Raw genomic sequence first — 15841 nt, 5'->3', positions numbered from 1 at the left:
CTATTGAAGAATACTCAAGAACAACATGGATGAACGATGTTTGCTTACTATCCGCTAATCAAGAATCTGCACCTGCTGACCGTGGCAGTAACTATTTTGCTGTTTTTGCTGCGATTTTACTGGCAGCGCACAGGCTCTGCGATGCTGCAACGCCGCTGGGTACGCATCCTGCCTCATGTCAATGACACGCTGTTGCTGCTGAGCGGTGCATCGCTGGTGATGATCACCCATTTCTATCCGTTTTCGCCTCAGGGAAGCTGGCTGACTGAGAAGCTGTTAGGCGTTATTATCTATATTGCCCTTGGGTCGGTTGCGTTAAGCCGCCGCCCACGTTCTGACCGCACCCGCTGGATCGCCTTTATCGTGGCATTGATTGCGCTGGTGACGATCATTAAGCTGGCACTGAGTAAAATGCCGTTACTGGGGATAGTATGAGCTCCACCGAACAACTCGATTACAGTGAGACACCGCTGTGTGAGGCAGTGATTGGTGCCACGATGGCCATCCGCACTGATTTCCCGGCGTTGTCGGTTGAAGAACAGTTAGCTGCGTTAGTGGCTGAAGCCCGTGACTACGTCAGTCATGAACAGGATGCCGATTTAAAGCTCGAAAAGCTGCTGGAGCTGTTTTACAAGCAGTGGAAATTTGGCGGTGCCAGCGGCGTCTATAACCTGTCAGATGCGCTCTGGCTGGATAAAGTGTTGAAAACCCGTCAGGGCACGGCGGTATCGCTGGGCGTGATCCTGCTGCATATCGCGGCTGAACTGGAATTACCCCTGATGCCGGTGATTTTCCCGACGCAGCTGATTCTGCGCGCCGACTGGCTCGACGGCGACAAGTGGCTGATTAATCCCTTTAACGGGGAAACCCTGGACACGCACACGCTGGAAGTGTGGCTGAAGGGCAATATCAGTCCGCTGGCGCGTCTGTATGATGACGATCTGGACGAAGCCAAAACCGAGAGCGTCATGCGCAAGATGCTGGATACGCTGAAAGCGGCCCTGATGGAAGAGAAGCAGATGGAGCTGGCCCTGAACGTCAGTCAGGTACTTCTGCGAATTGATCCGGACGATCCCTATGAAATTCGCGATCGTGGTTTAATTTACGCTCAGCTTGAGTGCGAACATATCGCGTTAAATGACTTAACCTACTTCGTTGAACAGTGTCCTGAAGACCCGGTCAGCGAGATGATCAAAGTTCAGATTCACGCAATCGAACAAAAACGCGTGACGCTGCATTAAGCGTCACCCCAGATAAGGAAAGGGCATGACACAGAAAGTCGTCAGTATCGGTGATATCAAGGTCGCAAACGATCTGCCATTTGTTCTCTTCGGCGGCATGAACGTGCTGGAATCTTACGATCTCGCCATGCGCATCTGCGAGCACTATGTAAAAGTGACCGACAAACTCGGCATTCCTTACGTGTTCAAAGCGTCTTTTGACAAAGCCAACCGTTCCTCAATTCACTCTTACCGTGGTCCCGGCCTGGAAGAAGGCATGAAGATTTTTCAGGCGCTGAAGCAGGCGTTTGGCGTGAAAATCATTACCGACGTTCACGAAGCATCCCAGGCCCAGCCGGTTGCCGACGTCGTGGATGTGATTCAGCTGCCGGCTTTCCTGGCGCGTCAGACCGATCTGGTCGAAGCGATGGCAAAAACCGGCGCAGTGATTAACGTCAAGAAGCCGCAGTTTGTCAGCCCCGGCCAGATGGGCAATATCGTGGATAAGTTTGCCGAAGGCGGAAATGACAAAGTCATTCTCTGCGATCGCGGCAGTAACTTCGGCTACGATAACCTGGTTGTGGATATGCTGGGTTTCAACGTGATGAAGAAGGTGACCAATAACTCTCCGGTCATTTTCGACGTGACGCACGCGCTGCAAACCCGCGATCCTTTTGGTGCCGCCTCGGGCGGGCGCCGTGCTCAGGTGGCAGAGCTGGCCCGTGCCGGTATGGCCGTGGGCATTGCGGGTCTGTTTATCGAAGCGCATCCGGAACCCAACAGTGCTAAGTGCGATGGCCCGTCGGCGTTGCCACTGGACAAGCTGGAGCCTTTCCTGGTGCAGATGAAAGCGATTGATGATTTGGTCAAAAGCTTCCCGGCGCTGGATACCAGCAACTAAGCCAGCGGCTGCCGATAAGAAAAAAGAGCGAATAGTCGCTCTTTTTTTTTGTCTTGGATCAGCGGATTACAGCATTATCGTCATCAGGTAACCAATAAACAGTGCCAGATGGGCCGCGCCATTCAGTACGTTGGTCCTGCCGGTTGAGAAGCTGATCTGGCACAGAATCAGTGACGCAATCATAATCACCATCTGCGGCGGCTCCAGGCCAAAGATCAGTTCCTGTCCGGTCAGGGTGGCGATGATGGAGACGGCGGGCACCGTCAGTGAAATGGTCGCCAGCACCGAGCCAAAGAACAGGTTCATGGCGCGCTGAACCTGATTCATCAATACAGCCCTTATCGCGCCCAGCCCTTCCGGCGAAAGAATCAATAAGGCTACCAGGAAACCGGTGAACTGCTTAGGTGCGTTCATCTCGCTCAGCAAATGCTCCAGCGGGTTGGCATTCATCTTGGTTACGGCAATGACCGCAATCAGATGGATAATCAGCCAGATAGCGTGCCAGACGCTGCTGTGGGCAGAAGGCTTACCGTGATGGGGATCGCCATCATCGCTTTCATCTTCGTGCTCGTAGATAAACAGGCTCTGGTGCGTTTTAGTCTGAATCAACAAGAAAACGCCATACATTGCGGCAGAAATCGCAGCGATCAGCAGCGCCTGCGCCGTAGTGAAGTTTCCACCCGGCAGAGCATTCGGAAACACCAGAACCAGAATCGCCAACGGGAAAATGGCAATCAGATACTGTTTTACCCCAGCAAGATTCACATACTGAGTGGCAAATTTATTTCCACCCAGCAACAGCGCGAAGCCCACCAGACCGCCGGTCACAATCATGATGATGGAATAAAGCGTATCGCGCATCAGCGCCGGTGCCGCATCGCCGGTGGCCATCAGCGCCGAAATCAGGCTGACCTCGAGGATCACCACAGAAAGACTGAGAATCAGCGAGCCATAGGGTTCACCCAGACGGTGAGCCAGAACGTCCGCATGGCGCACGACGCTGAAGGCGCTGCTGAGGATCGCCAACAGCGCCAGTAAGTTAATACCGACCACAACAGGCAGTGAGGTTTGTGCGCTAAAAAAATAGAGTATGCCCAGGGCAATAAGGGGAAGTATTAGTGAAAACTCTTTGTGACGTGTTTTTTCATGTGAAGGCATTCACCATCCTCTCTGCTGAATAAAAGGGGTAATTCATTTACCCATCATTACATTGAAACTTATAGGTTACGCAGTTTAACTTTTCAATCACAATGAATGTGAAAATTTACCGCTTTTTACTTTCAGGCTTTTTTTGTTTGAAGGGCGAATAACTTTCGCTTATCGCACGTTTCCTCTGTGAAATCAGGCGGAAGAAGATGCAATTACCAGGGTTATCCTGGCATTTAGCCCCATAAAAGGTAGTGAAAGGGGGGCATTAACCTGCCATTGAAGAGAAAAATCGCGGAAGGCACAATAAAACCCGGTTTGCATTTATGGCCATCTGCGCCAGGCTTATTCATTCCCCTGTTAACTGAGGAGTGGCTATGCCCTACGATAAGCGAAGCGATCTTCCGGAGCCTGTTAAACGTGTTCTGCCTGCCCACGCGCAGGACATCTACCAGCAGGCTTTTAACCACGCATGGACAGAGTACAAAGACCCTGACGATCGCCGTGGGGATGAATCCCGTGAAGAGGTTGCACATAAGGTGGCCTGGGCAGCGGTAAAGCATGAATATCAAAAAGGGGATGATGATAAATGGCATCCTAAAAAATAACATCCGCTCAGCCGACGCGCTCACCCATCCCGCCCCGAACGGGATGCTGTGTTTCTGCTTCAACGCCTGCCCCAATAATGATGTCGCCTGCCAACGCGGGCGCGGCAGCCTCCGCCGTTGTCCCTCATGCGCCCAATCTGATATTAACGACCTGTCGCAGTTGTTTCGTATTTGTTATTAATAAAAAGCCGTTATTATCGTGTCCATAATCCGCGATAACGAGCTGTTACATCTTAGCATTTTTTTAAAATAAGATTTTGGTATGTAATTAACCTTTCTTTTAATACCGCAATATAAGTAGATTTTTACTTTCTACTCCGACTCTTGCTTGCAACTCATTGTGTTAATAATTAATGTCAGTTAAATGAACAGAGCGTGAACCAGTGAATGTTGAACGTCACAGAGCAGAGGAGCCACTTGCATAGGATGTGGTGAACGTTGAGGAGGTCGCATTGCTAACCCGGGAATTCTTATTAAAAGCAGATTGTAAAACGTCATTTGGTGATATCGAGGAAACACTCCTGTGGAGTTGTGAACAGCGTGCAGCATCGCTGGCAGCAACCCTGGCGTGTCGGCCCGATCACAGCCCGGTATGGATCTTCGGCTACGGTTCGCTGATGTGGAACCCGGTATTTGAGGCAGACGAGGTGGCATCGGCGTCACTGGACGGCTGGCATCGGGCATTCTGTTTACGCCTCACCGCAGGACGCGGCACGGCTGCACATCCGGGCCGCATGCTGGCGCTGAAAGAGGGCGGAATGACCCAAGGGCTGGCCTTTCGTCTGCCGGAAGCGCGCCTGCACGACGAGCTGGCGCTGCTGTGGAAGCGAGAAATGATTACCGGCTGCTACCTGCCGACCTGGTGTGAACTTTCACTGGAAGACGGCCGCCGCGTGACCGCGCTGGTGTTTATTATGGATCCGCGTCACCCGCTGTATGAGGATGACACCTGTCCGCAGGCCGTTGCGCCATTGATTGCCGCGGCTACCGGGCCGTTGGGGTCGAATGCCCAGTATTTGTTCTCGCTGGAAGCCGAGCTGACCCGGCGCGGGATGGAGGAGGAAGACCTGATCCGTCTGGCGCACCAGGTACGTGCGTTGCAACAAGACTGGCTGAAACAGGCCTGAGACAGTAAATCCTTGAGCAAAACGGGTAGCCAGGCTGCCCTTATCCTGTATTGCCGCGCACTAATTGGTGGGATTAATCAGCCAGGTGCCGGGTTTATCGATCACCAGTGACTGACTGCGCAGCCTGTTACCGGCGCGTACGTCAATGCGGTACTGCCCGGCGGCCAGGTTTAGCACCGCAAAACCGTTGCTGCTGGCACGTACTGCAACGGGCTGGCCGTTCAGTACCACCTGCTCGTCGTTGGTGAGCTTAAGGTAAACCATCGCCAGCCCGGCAGGCACCGTGCCCGTTACGGCGCCCGATGATGACGGGCCCTTATTGACGAGGGACGCCGCAGGCGCGCGCGAATTCTCAATCCAGACCACCACCGCAACCGCAATCAGCGCCACAGCGGCCAGTGCCACTAATCCTGGAGACAGACGACGGACGTTACGTCCGGTCACGGGTTCTGCCGCCGTGGCACCATGATTCATTGCTAACACGACCGGTGGCGCGGTATCGGCTGAGGCGGCCTCGCTGTTATTCTGCTCGTCGTTACGCTGTTGCAGGCTGTTCACCACCGCCTCAACGTCGCTAACCGGCAAATCAATTAACGCGGCAAACTCATCGATATTCTGCGGGCGATCGTGGGGCTTCATCATCAGCGCGCAGTCAATCGCGTGCAGCAGCGGCAGCGAGTAACCTGCCGGTTTGCGCGTGACCAGCGGCAGGTAGTTATCTTCAATGCAGCGCACCACGCTGACCGGCGGCGGGGCACCTGTAATCAGCGTATGTAATACGGCGCCCAGGGCATAAATATCCGTCCACGGCCCTTGTTCGCTTTCACCTTCTTCGCTGTACTGCTCAATCGGTGCAAACCCCGGCTTGAGCATGATTTCGGTTTCGTCGGACAGGTTGCCAATTTCTTTACGGGCGGAGCCAAAGTCGAGCAGGACCGGCAGCTGATTTTCCTGAATCTGGATGTTGTCCAGCGAGATATCGCGATGCAGATAGCCAGCCTGATGAATGGTGTTAATCGCCCCTAACAGCGGCGGCAGCAGGCGGCGAATCCAGGCTTCTGAAATCGCCTCATGGCTGGTGATCTGCCACTCTTTCAACGTCATGCCGTTGTAGTAGAGCGTTCCCATATAGGCGGTGCCGTTCTGTTCCCAGAAACGCAGAACGTGCAGCAGGCCGGGATGGTTAAAGCGCGCCAGCAGTCGGGCTTCCTGAATAAAACTGTTCAGACCGGCGTTAAACAGCTTTTGAAAGCGTTCACCGCGCAGCTCCAGCGATAAGTCTTGTGTTCTGACCGCCAGCGACACAGGCATGTACTCTTTGATCGCAATGGTGCGTTCAAGTTGATGATCCCATGCGCGATAGACAATGCCGAAACCGCCGCCGCCAATCACCTCTTTAATTTCGAACTCGTTAAAACGATATCCGTCAGGTAAGGCATTCGGTATTGTTTTCTGACTGTCATTAGCCGACATAATAGACTCTCTGAACGGGGCCTGCTTGTCAGGCTACGCGGTAATTAATTGATGTTACGCCATGCACCTGCGCCAGGATCGACCCGATCCGCGCGCAAGGCATCGACAAGTAACACATTCACTTTTTGCGACGACGTAAAACTGGTTGCCCAGCGGCTGCGCAGGGTGCTGATGCGCGAGGCCAGCGCGGTAGTATCCTGCTGTGTCGTCGCCTGATCGGCTTTGATCAATAAGGTTCCGTCAAAGCGCCACAGATGCTGCTGTTCATCAAAGGGCAATACAACCCAGCTGTCTGGCGCATCGGATCGGGCCAGAATCATACGCTGTTTATTCACATCCACAATTTGCAGGCGTTGGTCGGTGAGCGTCAGGTTGGCAAGGGGATAACCCTGGTAAAAACTGACCGCAACCGTCTGTGACTGCGCGCCACCGCTCAGGGTTATTTCACTTTTGCCTTCCAGCCAGCCCTCCGATGAGCACTGCTGTTTACCTTTGTCGGGCACAAATATCGACAGTCCACGCTCGTCCCACGCGGTGCGGAAACGGCAGCCGTTCGGTAAAGCGAAATGCTGCAGCGGCGTGTTGTCTGCCGGACGCGACGGACTGGCTGCGCTGGCCCGTGGTGCCGGGGCGGCTGCATCGGTATTCACGATCATTCGCCAGTTCTGCAGCTTGCTGGCGCTGCCGGTCGCCAGCACCTTGCCCTCACCGTCCATCATCTGCCAGGGCAAGACGTCCAGCTCGTTACACTGGTTGGCTAATAGCGTGCCCACGCGCGGCAGAAAGGATTTTAAAATCGCTGAATCCTGGTCTTTGCCCGATACGATACGGATCGGTAGCGTTTCCTGGCACCAGTCATCAGGCGTTTTGCCCGCAACATTGTCAATGTACACTTCCAGTTCAAGACTGGGTGAATACACCACACGATAATTTTCCGCCTGCGCAGCAAAGGCCATAAACAACGTGGCTATAGCGGGCAACCACAATTTCATAGAGTTCCTTTAATCAATAGCCTGAGGGCAGAAAACGTGCTGAGTCAGCCAGCGTGTAGAGCAGGGTGGCATCCTGCGGCTCACCGATCCACACCGCCAGGGCGCTAAGGTTGTCTTTCTTTACGTCGCGGCTCACCGCCTGCGCCATTAACGTCAGCCACTCATCACAGTCATTGACCATGCGCAAAGCCTGTTCCATTTCCGTGGTGGTCAGATTCAGCCAGAAACCGTCGCTACAGACTAAAAACGCATCCCCATCTTCCAGCAAAATTTCGTCAGCGAAGGTCACAGGATGAGCGGGTTCTATGCCGAGCGCATTATAGAGTAAATTACTGTTAATTCCGGTATTTTCATAGCCCGCATCGCTCAACTTTTGCGCCAGGCTGTGGTCGCGGGTCACCTCATTCAGCACCCCGTGACGAAAGTGGTAAACCCTGCTGTCACCTGCGTGCGCCCACCATGCGCGCTGTCGGGTGCGGTCGATAAACAGGCCCGCAAGCGTGGTGCACATGGTGGAAAAATTCGGATTATTACCCTGGGCCATTTCAAGTATTGAACGGCACTTTTCCACCGCCTGATGCGTCACGGCGGGGGTAACCTGCTCGCAATCCTGCAATTGTTCAATCAGCACATCGCATACCAGCTGTGCGGCCTGATCGCCGCCGGGCAGGCCAGCCACGCCGTCACACACGACAAAGCAGGCTTTGCGCGCATCCAGTATCACACCGGTTCGATCCTGATTCTCATCGCGCAGCCCCTGCTGACAATGACTGGCAAAGGCAATATTCATGCGTCGTCCGTGCGCGTCTGGGAGTCTTTATACTGATTGACCTCCATGTCGTAGGCATGCAGGAAGGCTTCCCCAAAGAGCGTATGAAAATCGTCTTCGATCTCGCCGGCGGTGCGCTGGTAGCGACGAGTAAAATAGTCCCACAGGGCGGCTTTCTTAAAGGACGAGAACGGGGTTTTGGATACGGCACCGTCAGCGCGCGCCTGCTCCTCCAGTCCCTGAGGATTAAACGACTGCAGCATCGCGGCGATAATCGCGCGGATCCCGGCAATCATGCCCAGCTGGTGCGCCTGCAGATCGACCAGCGCATCGCGCACGGCCTGCTCGGGCTGCATAAAACCGGGCATCTGGCTCTGGTACATCTGCATCAGAACCGTTTTGCCTGAAGGCAGGATTTTGAACGGATTATTTGCCTCGTTCAGGATCATCGTCATTTCGGCTTTCACGCCACGTTTCAGAATGGAACGTGATGACAGCAGGGCAACCGTCCCCTGCGAGAACAGGCTCAACATTCTGCCCGTGGTGCGCATTTGCTCTTCGCTGATAGCCGTATTATGGCCGTTATTAAGGCCCATGCCGTCGAGCAGGGCCGCCACCAGTTTGTCCTGCTCCACTCCAGCGGCGAAGGGTACGTGAAAAGTTTCGCTGGTCTGGGGATCAATGGCCAGCCTCGCGTCGCCGCGCCGTTCCGGCCGCTTCACTACAGGCTCTTCCACCACTTCCTCTACGTCGGCATGGTCGGGAATATCCAGCGGATTCGTTCGCGTCGCAGCGTCGGTAAAAAACGCCAGGGGATCGCTGTTTACGCCGTGAACTGCCGGATCGCGCACGTCGATGGCGTAGTCACCAATGCGCAGGGCGTCGCCGTGCTTCAGGCGCACCTGCACGCCACGCTTCAGCGCCACACCGTTATGTTCAACAGGCGTGACGCTGCCCTGATTGGTCAGACGGCATTCGCCTTCGCCTGACAGGTGCACCAGCGCCTGCAGGCGGGAAATAGAACGGGCTTCATCCGGTAGCACCAGGTCGTTATCCTGGCTGCGGCCAATCGTGCCGCCGGGAGGATGAAAGGTGACGGTTTTCACCGGAACATCAGACGTGCATTGAACGATGGTAAATTGCATGAGTTATCCCGTCAGTGAGGACAGTAGCAACGCCTCACTCAAACATCGGTGGATAGAGGCCATTGCGACCCGGCTGTGCACCTGCCGCCGGATTAAACAGTAATGAGAACAGTTCGGGGGTGAGGTTGCCGCTATGCTTGTGCGTGGCATGAACGAAACCGTCACTGCGATTGCTCCACCAGTAACTAATATGTTGCTGAGGGTCGAAACGTTCAGCAACGTCCTGCCAGCTCAGGGTGCAAGGTAAATCCTGGAAACCGATTACATCCATGATATCGGAGTGCTGCTGTACCGGGATCATCAGCGGCGTCATGGTCTGGATCGCCTGTTCCAGCTGTGCCGGACTCTGCTGCTGCGTCACGGCGTTCAACAGTGTCGCGCCCAGATCCCGATACCAGTCGCCCGAAATCGTTAACTGTGCCGGATGCCACTGGGCCAGGGGGAAACTCAGCAGCGCCAGCAGTGGCCAGGCACGGCCTACCCGATCGCAGGAGGGCAGCAGGCAACCCATTTGCACCTGATTGCGTATTGGGGTGATCGGTAACACAAAATTCCAGACCGGGGCGCGCAGGAAGTCGGCGCTCACCGCATCATCCTGATGATGCCAGTGCACCAGACCTTGCTGAAACCAGTGGTTCCAGGGCGCAATCAGCTGCTCGGTTAACCGATGATGCAAAAAGTCCCCCGTGGAGGGTAATTTACCGTACCAGCCAGGGGCCAGAGAGACAGGCATGTTCACCTCGCTATTATGGGTTATGCGTCGTCAGGCGCTGAGCTTTGCGCGGCGCAGTGGCCAGCAGGGTACTGTCGCGACCCGCATTATTTAAGTTATCAGCCAGCTTGCGCATCATCAGCGCATTGTCGCGAGCATAGGGTGACGACTGAATTTGCTGATCGAGCAACTGACTCAGGTGCCAGTCCAGCTGCTGCAAATCCCGGGCGCTGACCTTCTCCGGTAACGAATGCTGCAGATTCTGCAGCAGCCAGGCGCGGAGGAATTCCCCATCATAATTTCTCGGCTGATACAGCATCTGATAAGCACGCAGCGCATTTCGGCTGTACTCGTTATCATCCCCCGGGTCATTACGCAGCAGGTTGGTGATCTGTTGCGCCACGCGGGGCAGCAATAAAGACTTAAGCGCATTTTGATAAAGCGCCCAGGCTGCATCGCTGACCTGGTTTCCACGATATAAACCGGCTCGCATAGTAAGCGGCGGATTATCGAGAGAAAACTGGTCGGACACGGGTAACTTCACCAGGTTATTCAGAAAGGGTAGCAGATCAAAAATATTATCAGCGGGCTGATGTATCACCTGCTGACTTTGTTGTGAGATAACCGGCAATCGCGCCGTAACCTGCTGCAGATAGTGTTGGTTCTGATAGTAACTCGTCAGCCATAAGCCGCTCATGATCACCAGCGCGCCGGCCAGCATGCCGTAGCCAATCCAGTGCAGCAGCTGATTGCGGTACTCCCAGCGACGGTTGCTGCCCGCCAGACCACTCTCCCTGAACACCAGATTGCTCAGCAGATCGCGAATAAAAAAGCTCTGGCCTTTATTTCCGGGAATCGGGCTGCTGCGGTTCACGCGGTCCCAGGCTGCAATCGAATGGGAACCGGCCTGGCGCAGTTGCAGTTTGCGGCTGAGCTCACCCATTACTCTGTCGAAAGGTAAGCCCTCCTGGGTGCCGCTGGTAAAGAACAGCCCGCGCGGATTCCAGGCGACGGTTTCAGCGCGGGGTGAAAACACAATGTCCAGGTATTCGCTGAGCAGCGGGCGCAGAGACGAGAACTCCTGAGGAAACAGGAAACACTCTGCCCGCTCATTGAGATCGCGCTCGTGGGTCATCTGATCGGCCAGCTGTAGCTGCAGCTTCTGCTCTAACTGGGTAAACTGCAGGTCAAAGTGCGGATGCCAGTCCTGCTTATTGGGCTTACCGGCATCCCAGGGAAAGGTGAATCCCCAGATGGCATCGCGTCGGGCTTTATCCAGCGAGCCGTGATAGCTCATAAAGCCTTTCAGCAGGTCGGTCTTGGTCACCATGATATACACGGGGAAGTGAATACCGGTGTGCTGATGCAGTTCGTTCAGGCGGTCGCGCAGGGCATTAGCCTGCTCAAAACGCGCCTCGGCCGAGTCGCTCAGCAAATCTGCGACGCTGATGCTCATGATAACGCCATTGATCGGCTGTCGGGCACGATAGCGCTTCAGCAAATTAATAAAGCTCTGCCACTCGCTGGCATCACGGGCGCGTTGACTCTCCTGTAACGCATAACGTCCGGCTGTGTCGATCAATACCGCACTGTCGGTGAACCACCAGTCGCAGTTGCGTGTTCCGCCGACGCCGCGCACAGCCTCGTTACCAAAAGTATCGGTAAGGGGAAACTTCAGTCCGGCGTTCAGCAACGCGGTGGTTTTTCCGGCACCCGGCGCGCCAATCATCAGGTACCAGGGAAGCTGGTAGAGATAATTCGCGTTGATGCGTGCCCACAGGCTGCCCTGACGCCGGCCAAAATGGGTGCGTTTCAGGCGCATGGCCGCTTCGCTAAAACGCTGACTCAGCAGGGCTTCCGTCGCCTGACGCTCGGCGGGATCGTCGCTTTCAACCACCTGCAGCCGATCCAGCAGACGACTGTTATACCAGGCACGGTAAACCGCAGGGATTAACTGAAGCACGATCCAAAGCAGATAAAGCGTGCTCACGGCGATTTCGCGGTGCAGGGCGGGTTCAAGCGGACGGGTTTCATTCCAGGTGATAAGCGGCCCCAGCATCCACATCAGGCAACTCAGTGCTGTTACACCGATAAAGCTCCACAGCAGTCGATGCGTTAAAAATAAGCGAAAAGAAGCGCGCATCAGTGTGTTCCTTGGTGAGTGCTCAGTGTTTCAGGTGCGGCGAACAGCGTAATTTCAACACGGCGGTTGCGGGTTCGGTTCTCGCTGCTGTCGTTCGGCAGCAGGGGATCGCTGTCGCCGCGTCCTTCAGAGCGGATAACGTGGGTGTCAGCGAGCTGCACCTGCAGCAGTTGGCTGACGGAACGCGCCCGGGCAAAGGAAAATTCGTAGCTGGAGGCAAAGCGGCTGCCGTCCACGGGCTTGTCGTCGGTAAACACCGACACCAGAATCGTGCCCTTCACATCTTTCATCGCGCTGGAAACCCGCGCCAGGATGGCCCGTCCAACCGGGTTGATGACCGTTCCCTGCTCGGCAAACAGCTTGTCAGCAGGAATAATCACCTTGCTGCCAAACGCGCCATCACTGACCTCCAGCTGACCGGCGGCGATCACGTCATTGAGCCGCTGGCGTAAATCCAGCAGGGCCTGCGGCGAGGAAGGGCGGCGATTTACCGTGATTTGCGGCAGCGGCATGTTGTAGAGGCTGCGCAGCAGCGGTTCGGCCGCATTGCCCAGTCGCCAGTTCAGCCCGCTGTAAATCAGACAGCCGATCAGGGCGACGAGCATCGCACAGGCCCAGAGCGGCACCATCGGCCGCGCGAGCGTGCTGACCAGCGGATGCACCTGCACCAGCGGGGCGGAATCGGTACTCTGCTGAGCGCGGGTTTCATCAATCAGGGCCTTGAGTCGTGCCCGCAGGCTGTCGCACTGCGCCCGGCCTTTTTCACTGCCCCGATAACGACCTTCATAACCCAGTAACAGACAGTAATGGATGATTTCCAGCAGCCAGAGATGTTGCTGAGGGCTTTGCGAGATGCGAGACAGCAGCTGAAAGAATTTTTCACCGCCCCAGCTTTCATTGTGAAAGGTGACCAGCATGCCGTTACCGGACCAGACGCCGCGCGTGCCCCAGGGCGTTTGCGCGGCCGCCTCATCCAGCGCGCTGCAGACGCAGTAACGTGCGCCAATGATCATTTCAAACGGCAAACCCGCCTGCTTGCAGCGCTGTTCAAAGACGCGCACTTCATCAATCAGTGACTGACGTAAACCCGCAGGATCGTCGTGCGTGGCGGCCTGACGAATCTGCACCACCGCATTCAGCAGTGGCGCGGCCGCTTTAAGCAAAAGATTTTCGGTACCCGAGGTCGTGACCTCTCGCGGTGAGGATTCCACGCTCATTACTGTGTGTTCTTCCCGCGACAGATAGCGTTTCTGGCAACGTGACCAGCACGGCAGGTAGTTAATTTCATTAGTTCAGAATCCAGGTCGCCGTCGCGGTATTACGACAGGCTTTGCTGTCGCCTCCGACGTCAACGCACACTTGTTTAGTTTTTCGCGGACGCGGACGGTCATTGCGTAACGTGTCATCATAACGATGACTTTCTACGCCCGCCTTCAGCGGCACGTAACCGGTTAACATGCCATCCGGCTTATCAGCAATGGCCAGCCAGTGGTTCTCAACGCTGCCAAGAACCTCAAAAGACTTGCCCGCCTCCAGGTAACGAACAACCTTGCCGCCGTAATCGGGTTGGGTCATCACCGACGCCTTGTACAGGGCGCGCCAGGTTTGATTGATGGGCGTAAAGGTTGTTGGTGCCGCCACGGCATGACGGTGTACCAGTTTCACACCGTTCACATCACTGGTGACCAGGGTGTCATCATTCACCGCAGGCGGTGGCGTTTTACAGCCGGACAATAAAAGTCCCGCTAACAGGATAAACGCTAAATTTTTTTTCACCTTTTTCCTCACGATATTATCAATATACCTGCATGTTGTTTATCAGAACACGGCTGTTCACCTTCACTGGGGAGGAAGCGCAGTCGGGTAGGTAAGCCGTTAAGATAATGCGGTAAATGACATTTATCCTGTACAGCGCTCAGTCTACCTAAGACTTTTGAGAATTCAAACCATTGCACCCAATGATATAGCATGGTAAAGCGCGTTCATCACCTTCTTATCACACCGCGTTGTCGTGTCGGTTTCACCTTGTCGCGCACAGGGCAAAGCAGACATGCCGAGGCCAGCCAGACACGTCGGGCTGGATAGTGGCACAGTCAGATGACAGGCAAAAAAAAGCCTAAGCGCCAATAACAATTTAACAGCACGCATTGCCTGGACTGCGATCCTGGCGGTCATTGTTCAGGCACCCTCATCCTTATGGCCCTGCGATCGGAAGCGGCACGGCTTTTGCTTGACTCTTTTTTTGCATTCAGAGGGTTGAGCAATGGATGACGCACTGAGCTGGTTGCAGGCCTCACGGCAAAGCGATATTGCCAGTCTGGAGCGACTTCGGCAGACCGGTAAATTAATTACTACGGTCTGCGAGCTGGTTCATCAGCTGCAGCGCGAACGGGGGGCCAGCAACCTGTGGATCTGTTCGCAAGGGCGGCTGTATGGCGAGGAGCGCAGTGCAAGTGAGCAGGATGTCAGCCGGAGCCAGCTTGCGTTCAGCCGGGCATTACCCAGAGCGGAGGCTCAACCCGGATACAGCCGTTTTTGCAACCTGATCGCGACAGCGTTACAGGCACTGGCAGACTTGCCGGTTCTGCGCCAGAAGATCGCCCGTCAGGACGTCACACATGCGCAGGCGATGGCGGCGTTCAATGCGATTATTCGTAGCCTGCTTAATCTGGTGTTTGAAGCGGCCGACACCGCCAGCCATCCGGAAATTACCCGGGCACTTATCGCCCTGTTCAGCTTTATGCAGGGCAAAGAGCTGACGGGACAGGAGCGGGCCCAGGGCGCGGCCGGATTTGCGGCCGGGGAGTTTACGGCCGAACAGCGCAGCACGATGGTGGCGCTTATTGAGGCGCAGGAACAGAGCTTTAATACCTTTCAGCAGTTTGCCGATGAGACCGTGCTGCTCAACTGGCAGCCGCTGGCGCAGCCCAGCCGGGAAATTGAGCGGCTGAGGCGCATCGCCTGTACCGACGGCAGGCGCGACGACAGCGGGGCGCTGCACTGGTTCTCGCTGCTATCTGAGCGCATCGATCAAATGAAGTCGCTGGAGGACCAACTGTCTGCTGTGCTGATGGCGCACTGCCGGGACGCTATCGCCCTGGCGCAGCATCAGGCTGGCGCGCCCCTGAGCGTGGCGCCGTCAGGCTGTGACTTCACGCTCTATGTGTCTGGCGCAGACTGGCTGGCTACCCGGCCCACCGCGCTTAACAGCGAAGGCCTCGCCCCACAACTGGGGCGATCGTTACTGTCGTTGATTGGTGAGCAGTCTCAGCATCTGCAGCGCCAGGCCAATGAGCTGGCCGCCATGCGCGCTACGCTCGAAGAGCGCAAGCTGCTCGATCAGGCTAAAAACTGGCTGATGCAGCAGCATGGCCTGAGCGAAGAAAAGGCCTGGCAGACGCTGCGCAAAAGCGCGATGGATCAAAACAAACGGCTGCCGGAAATCGCCCAGGCGATCGTGACGGTCGCGGCCACAGTGAAGCGCTAACCCGAAAGGGTTAGCTGCACAACGCTTGTGCGTGACCTGCGTCACCAACGTGCAAAAACGATTAAAAATCCGCCACCTCTCGCCGCGCAGGGCAGACGTGACGGCAAATAATTCTGGC

The 15841-nt window shown here is 55.6% G+C and carries 15 protein-coding genes; 6 read left to right on the top strand and 9 right to left on the bottom strand.

The window, feature by feature from the left end:
- Positions 1 to 36: 36 nt before the first annotated feature.
- From NXS97_RS04220 to kdsA, 3 genes are read left to right on the top strand one after another with little or no spacing between them, the layout of a single operon-like run.
- Entirely contained in the window at positions 37 to 435 is a 399-nt protein-coding gene (locus NXS97_RS04220; RefSeq protein ID WP_013025526.1) for a SirB2 family protein, read from the top strand.
- Positions 432 to 1241 carry an invasion regulator SirB1 gene (gene sirB1 / locus NXS97_RS04215; protein WP_014593560.1) on the top strand — a complete coding sequence of 270 codons (810 nt, stop codon included), beginning with the start codon at positions 432 to 434 and terminating at the stop codon, positions 1239 to 1241. The genes NXS97_RS04220 and sirB1 overlap by 4 nt, the downstream gene beginning before the upstream one ends.
- A 25-nt stretch (positions 1242 to 1266) precedes the next feature.
- Positions 1267 to 2121, top strand: coding sequence for a 3-deoxy-8-phosphooctulonate synthase (gene kdsA, locus NXS97_RS04210; protein WP_013025528.1), 855 nt, complete (start codon positions 1267 to 1269; stop codon positions 2119 to 2121).
- Between the two features lie 66 nt (positions 2122 to 2187).
- Here kdsA and chaA read toward each other — a convergent pair whose 3' ends face one another.
- Positions 2188 to 3279, bottom strand: coding sequence for a sodium-potassium/proton antiporter ChaA (gene chaA, locus NXS97_RS04205; protein ID WP_013025529.1), 1092 nt, complete (start codon positions 3277 to 3279; stop codon positions 2188 to 2190).
- Positions 3280 to 3644: 365 nt separating this feature from the next.
- Between chaA and chaB the strand changes: the two genes are divergently transcribed.
- A complete protein-coding gene (gene chaB / locus NXS97_RS04200; RefSeq protein ID WP_014605995.1) occupies positions 3645 to 3875 on the top strand; it encodes a putative cation transport regulator ChaB in 231 nt (76 codons plus the stop codon).
- A 452-nt stretch (positions 3876 to 4327) separates the two neighbouring features.
- Entirely contained in the window at positions 4328 to 5002 is a 675-nt protein-coding gene (locus tag NXS97_RS04195) for a gamma-glutamylcyclotransferase (RefSeq protein ID WP_024472169.1), read from the top strand.
- Positions 5003 to 5062: 60 nt separating this feature from the next.
- On the opposite strand, the gene NXS97_RS04190 is transcribed toward NXS97_RS04195, so the two are convergent.
- From NXS97_RS04190 to NXS97_RS04155, 8 genes are all read right to left on the bottom strand, one after another.
- Positions 5063 to 6475, bottom strand: coding sequence for a serine/threonine-protein kinase (locus tag NXS97_RS04190; protein ID WP_013025532.1), 1413 nt, complete (start codon positions 6473 to 6475; stop codon positions 5063 to 5065).
- A gap of 44 nt (positions 6476 to 6519) precedes the next feature.
- Complete coding sequence (locus tag NXS97_RS04185; protein WP_116219692.1) at positions 6520 to 7467, bottom strand: hypothetical protein; 948 nt, start codon at positions 7465 to 7467, stop codon at positions 6520 to 6522.
- A gap of 13 nt (positions 7468 to 7480) precedes the next feature.
- Positions 7481 to 8257 carry a PP2C family serine/threonine-protein phosphatase gene (locus NXS97_RS04180; RefSeq protein ID WP_013025534.1) on the bottom strand — a complete coding sequence of 259 codons (777 nt, stop codon included), beginning with the start codon at positions 8255 to 8257 and terminating at the stop codon, positions 7481 to 7483.
- The gene (gene tagH, locus NXS97_RS04175) at positions 8254 to 9381 is read right to left on the bottom strand and encodes a type VI secretion system-associated FHA domain protein TagH (RefSeq protein ID WP_013025535.1); all 1128 of its coding nucleotides are present in this window, start codon (positions 9379 to 9381) and stop codon (positions 8254 to 8256) included. The genes NXS97_RS04180 and tagH overlap by 4 nt, the downstream gene beginning before the upstream one ends.
- A gap of 34 nt (positions 9382 to 9415) precedes the next feature.
- Positions 9416 to 10114 carry a type VI secretion system-associated protein TagF gene (tagF, locus tag NXS97_RS04170; RefSeq protein WP_014593563.1) on the bottom strand — a complete coding sequence of 233 codons (699 nt, stop codon included), beginning with the start codon at positions 10112 to 10114 and terminating at the stop codon, positions 9416 to 9418.
- A 13-nt stretch (positions 10115 to 10127) separates the two neighbouring features.
- Complete coding sequence (gene tssM, locus NXS97_RS04165) at positions 10128 to 12236, bottom strand: type VI secretion system membrane subunit TssM (RefSeq protein WP_014593564.1); 2109 nt, start codon at positions 12234 to 12236, stop codon at positions 10128 to 10130.
- On the bottom strand, positions 12236 to 13453 hold the full coding sequence (gene icmH, locus NXS97_RS04160) for a type IVB secretion system protein IcmH/DotU (protein WP_014593565.1): 1218 nt from the start codon (positions 13451 to 13453) through the stop codon (positions 12236 to 12238). The genes tssM and icmH overlap by 1 nt, the downstream gene beginning before the upstream one ends.
- A gap of 70 nt (positions 13454 to 13523) precedes the next feature.
- Positions 13524 to 14012: an SH3 domain-containing protein gene (locus NXS97_RS04155; RefSeq protein WP_015700446.1), complete on the bottom strand. Its 489-nt coding sequence runs from the start codon at positions 14010 to 14012 to the stop codon at positions 13524 to 13526.
- Positions 14013 to 14499: 487 nt separating this feature from the next.
- On the opposite strand from NXS97_RS04155, the gene NXS97_RS04150 reads away from it, so the two are divergent.
- Complete coding sequence (locus tag NXS97_RS04150; protein WP_116219693.1) at positions 14500 to 15723, top strand: nitrate regulatory protein; 1224 nt, start codon at positions 14500 to 14502, stop codon at positions 15721 to 15723.
- Positions 15724 to 15841: the final 118 nt, after the last annotated feature.

It is taken from the genome of Pantoea sp. B623 (assembly GCF_024814475.1).
Classification (GTDB): domain Bacteria; phylum Pseudomonadota; class Gammaproteobacteria; order Enterobacterales; family Enterobacteriaceae; genus Pantoea; species Pantoea ananatis.
Note: the sequence above shows the minus strand (reverse complement) of the source record. Positions and strands in the feature narration are given on the sequence as shown.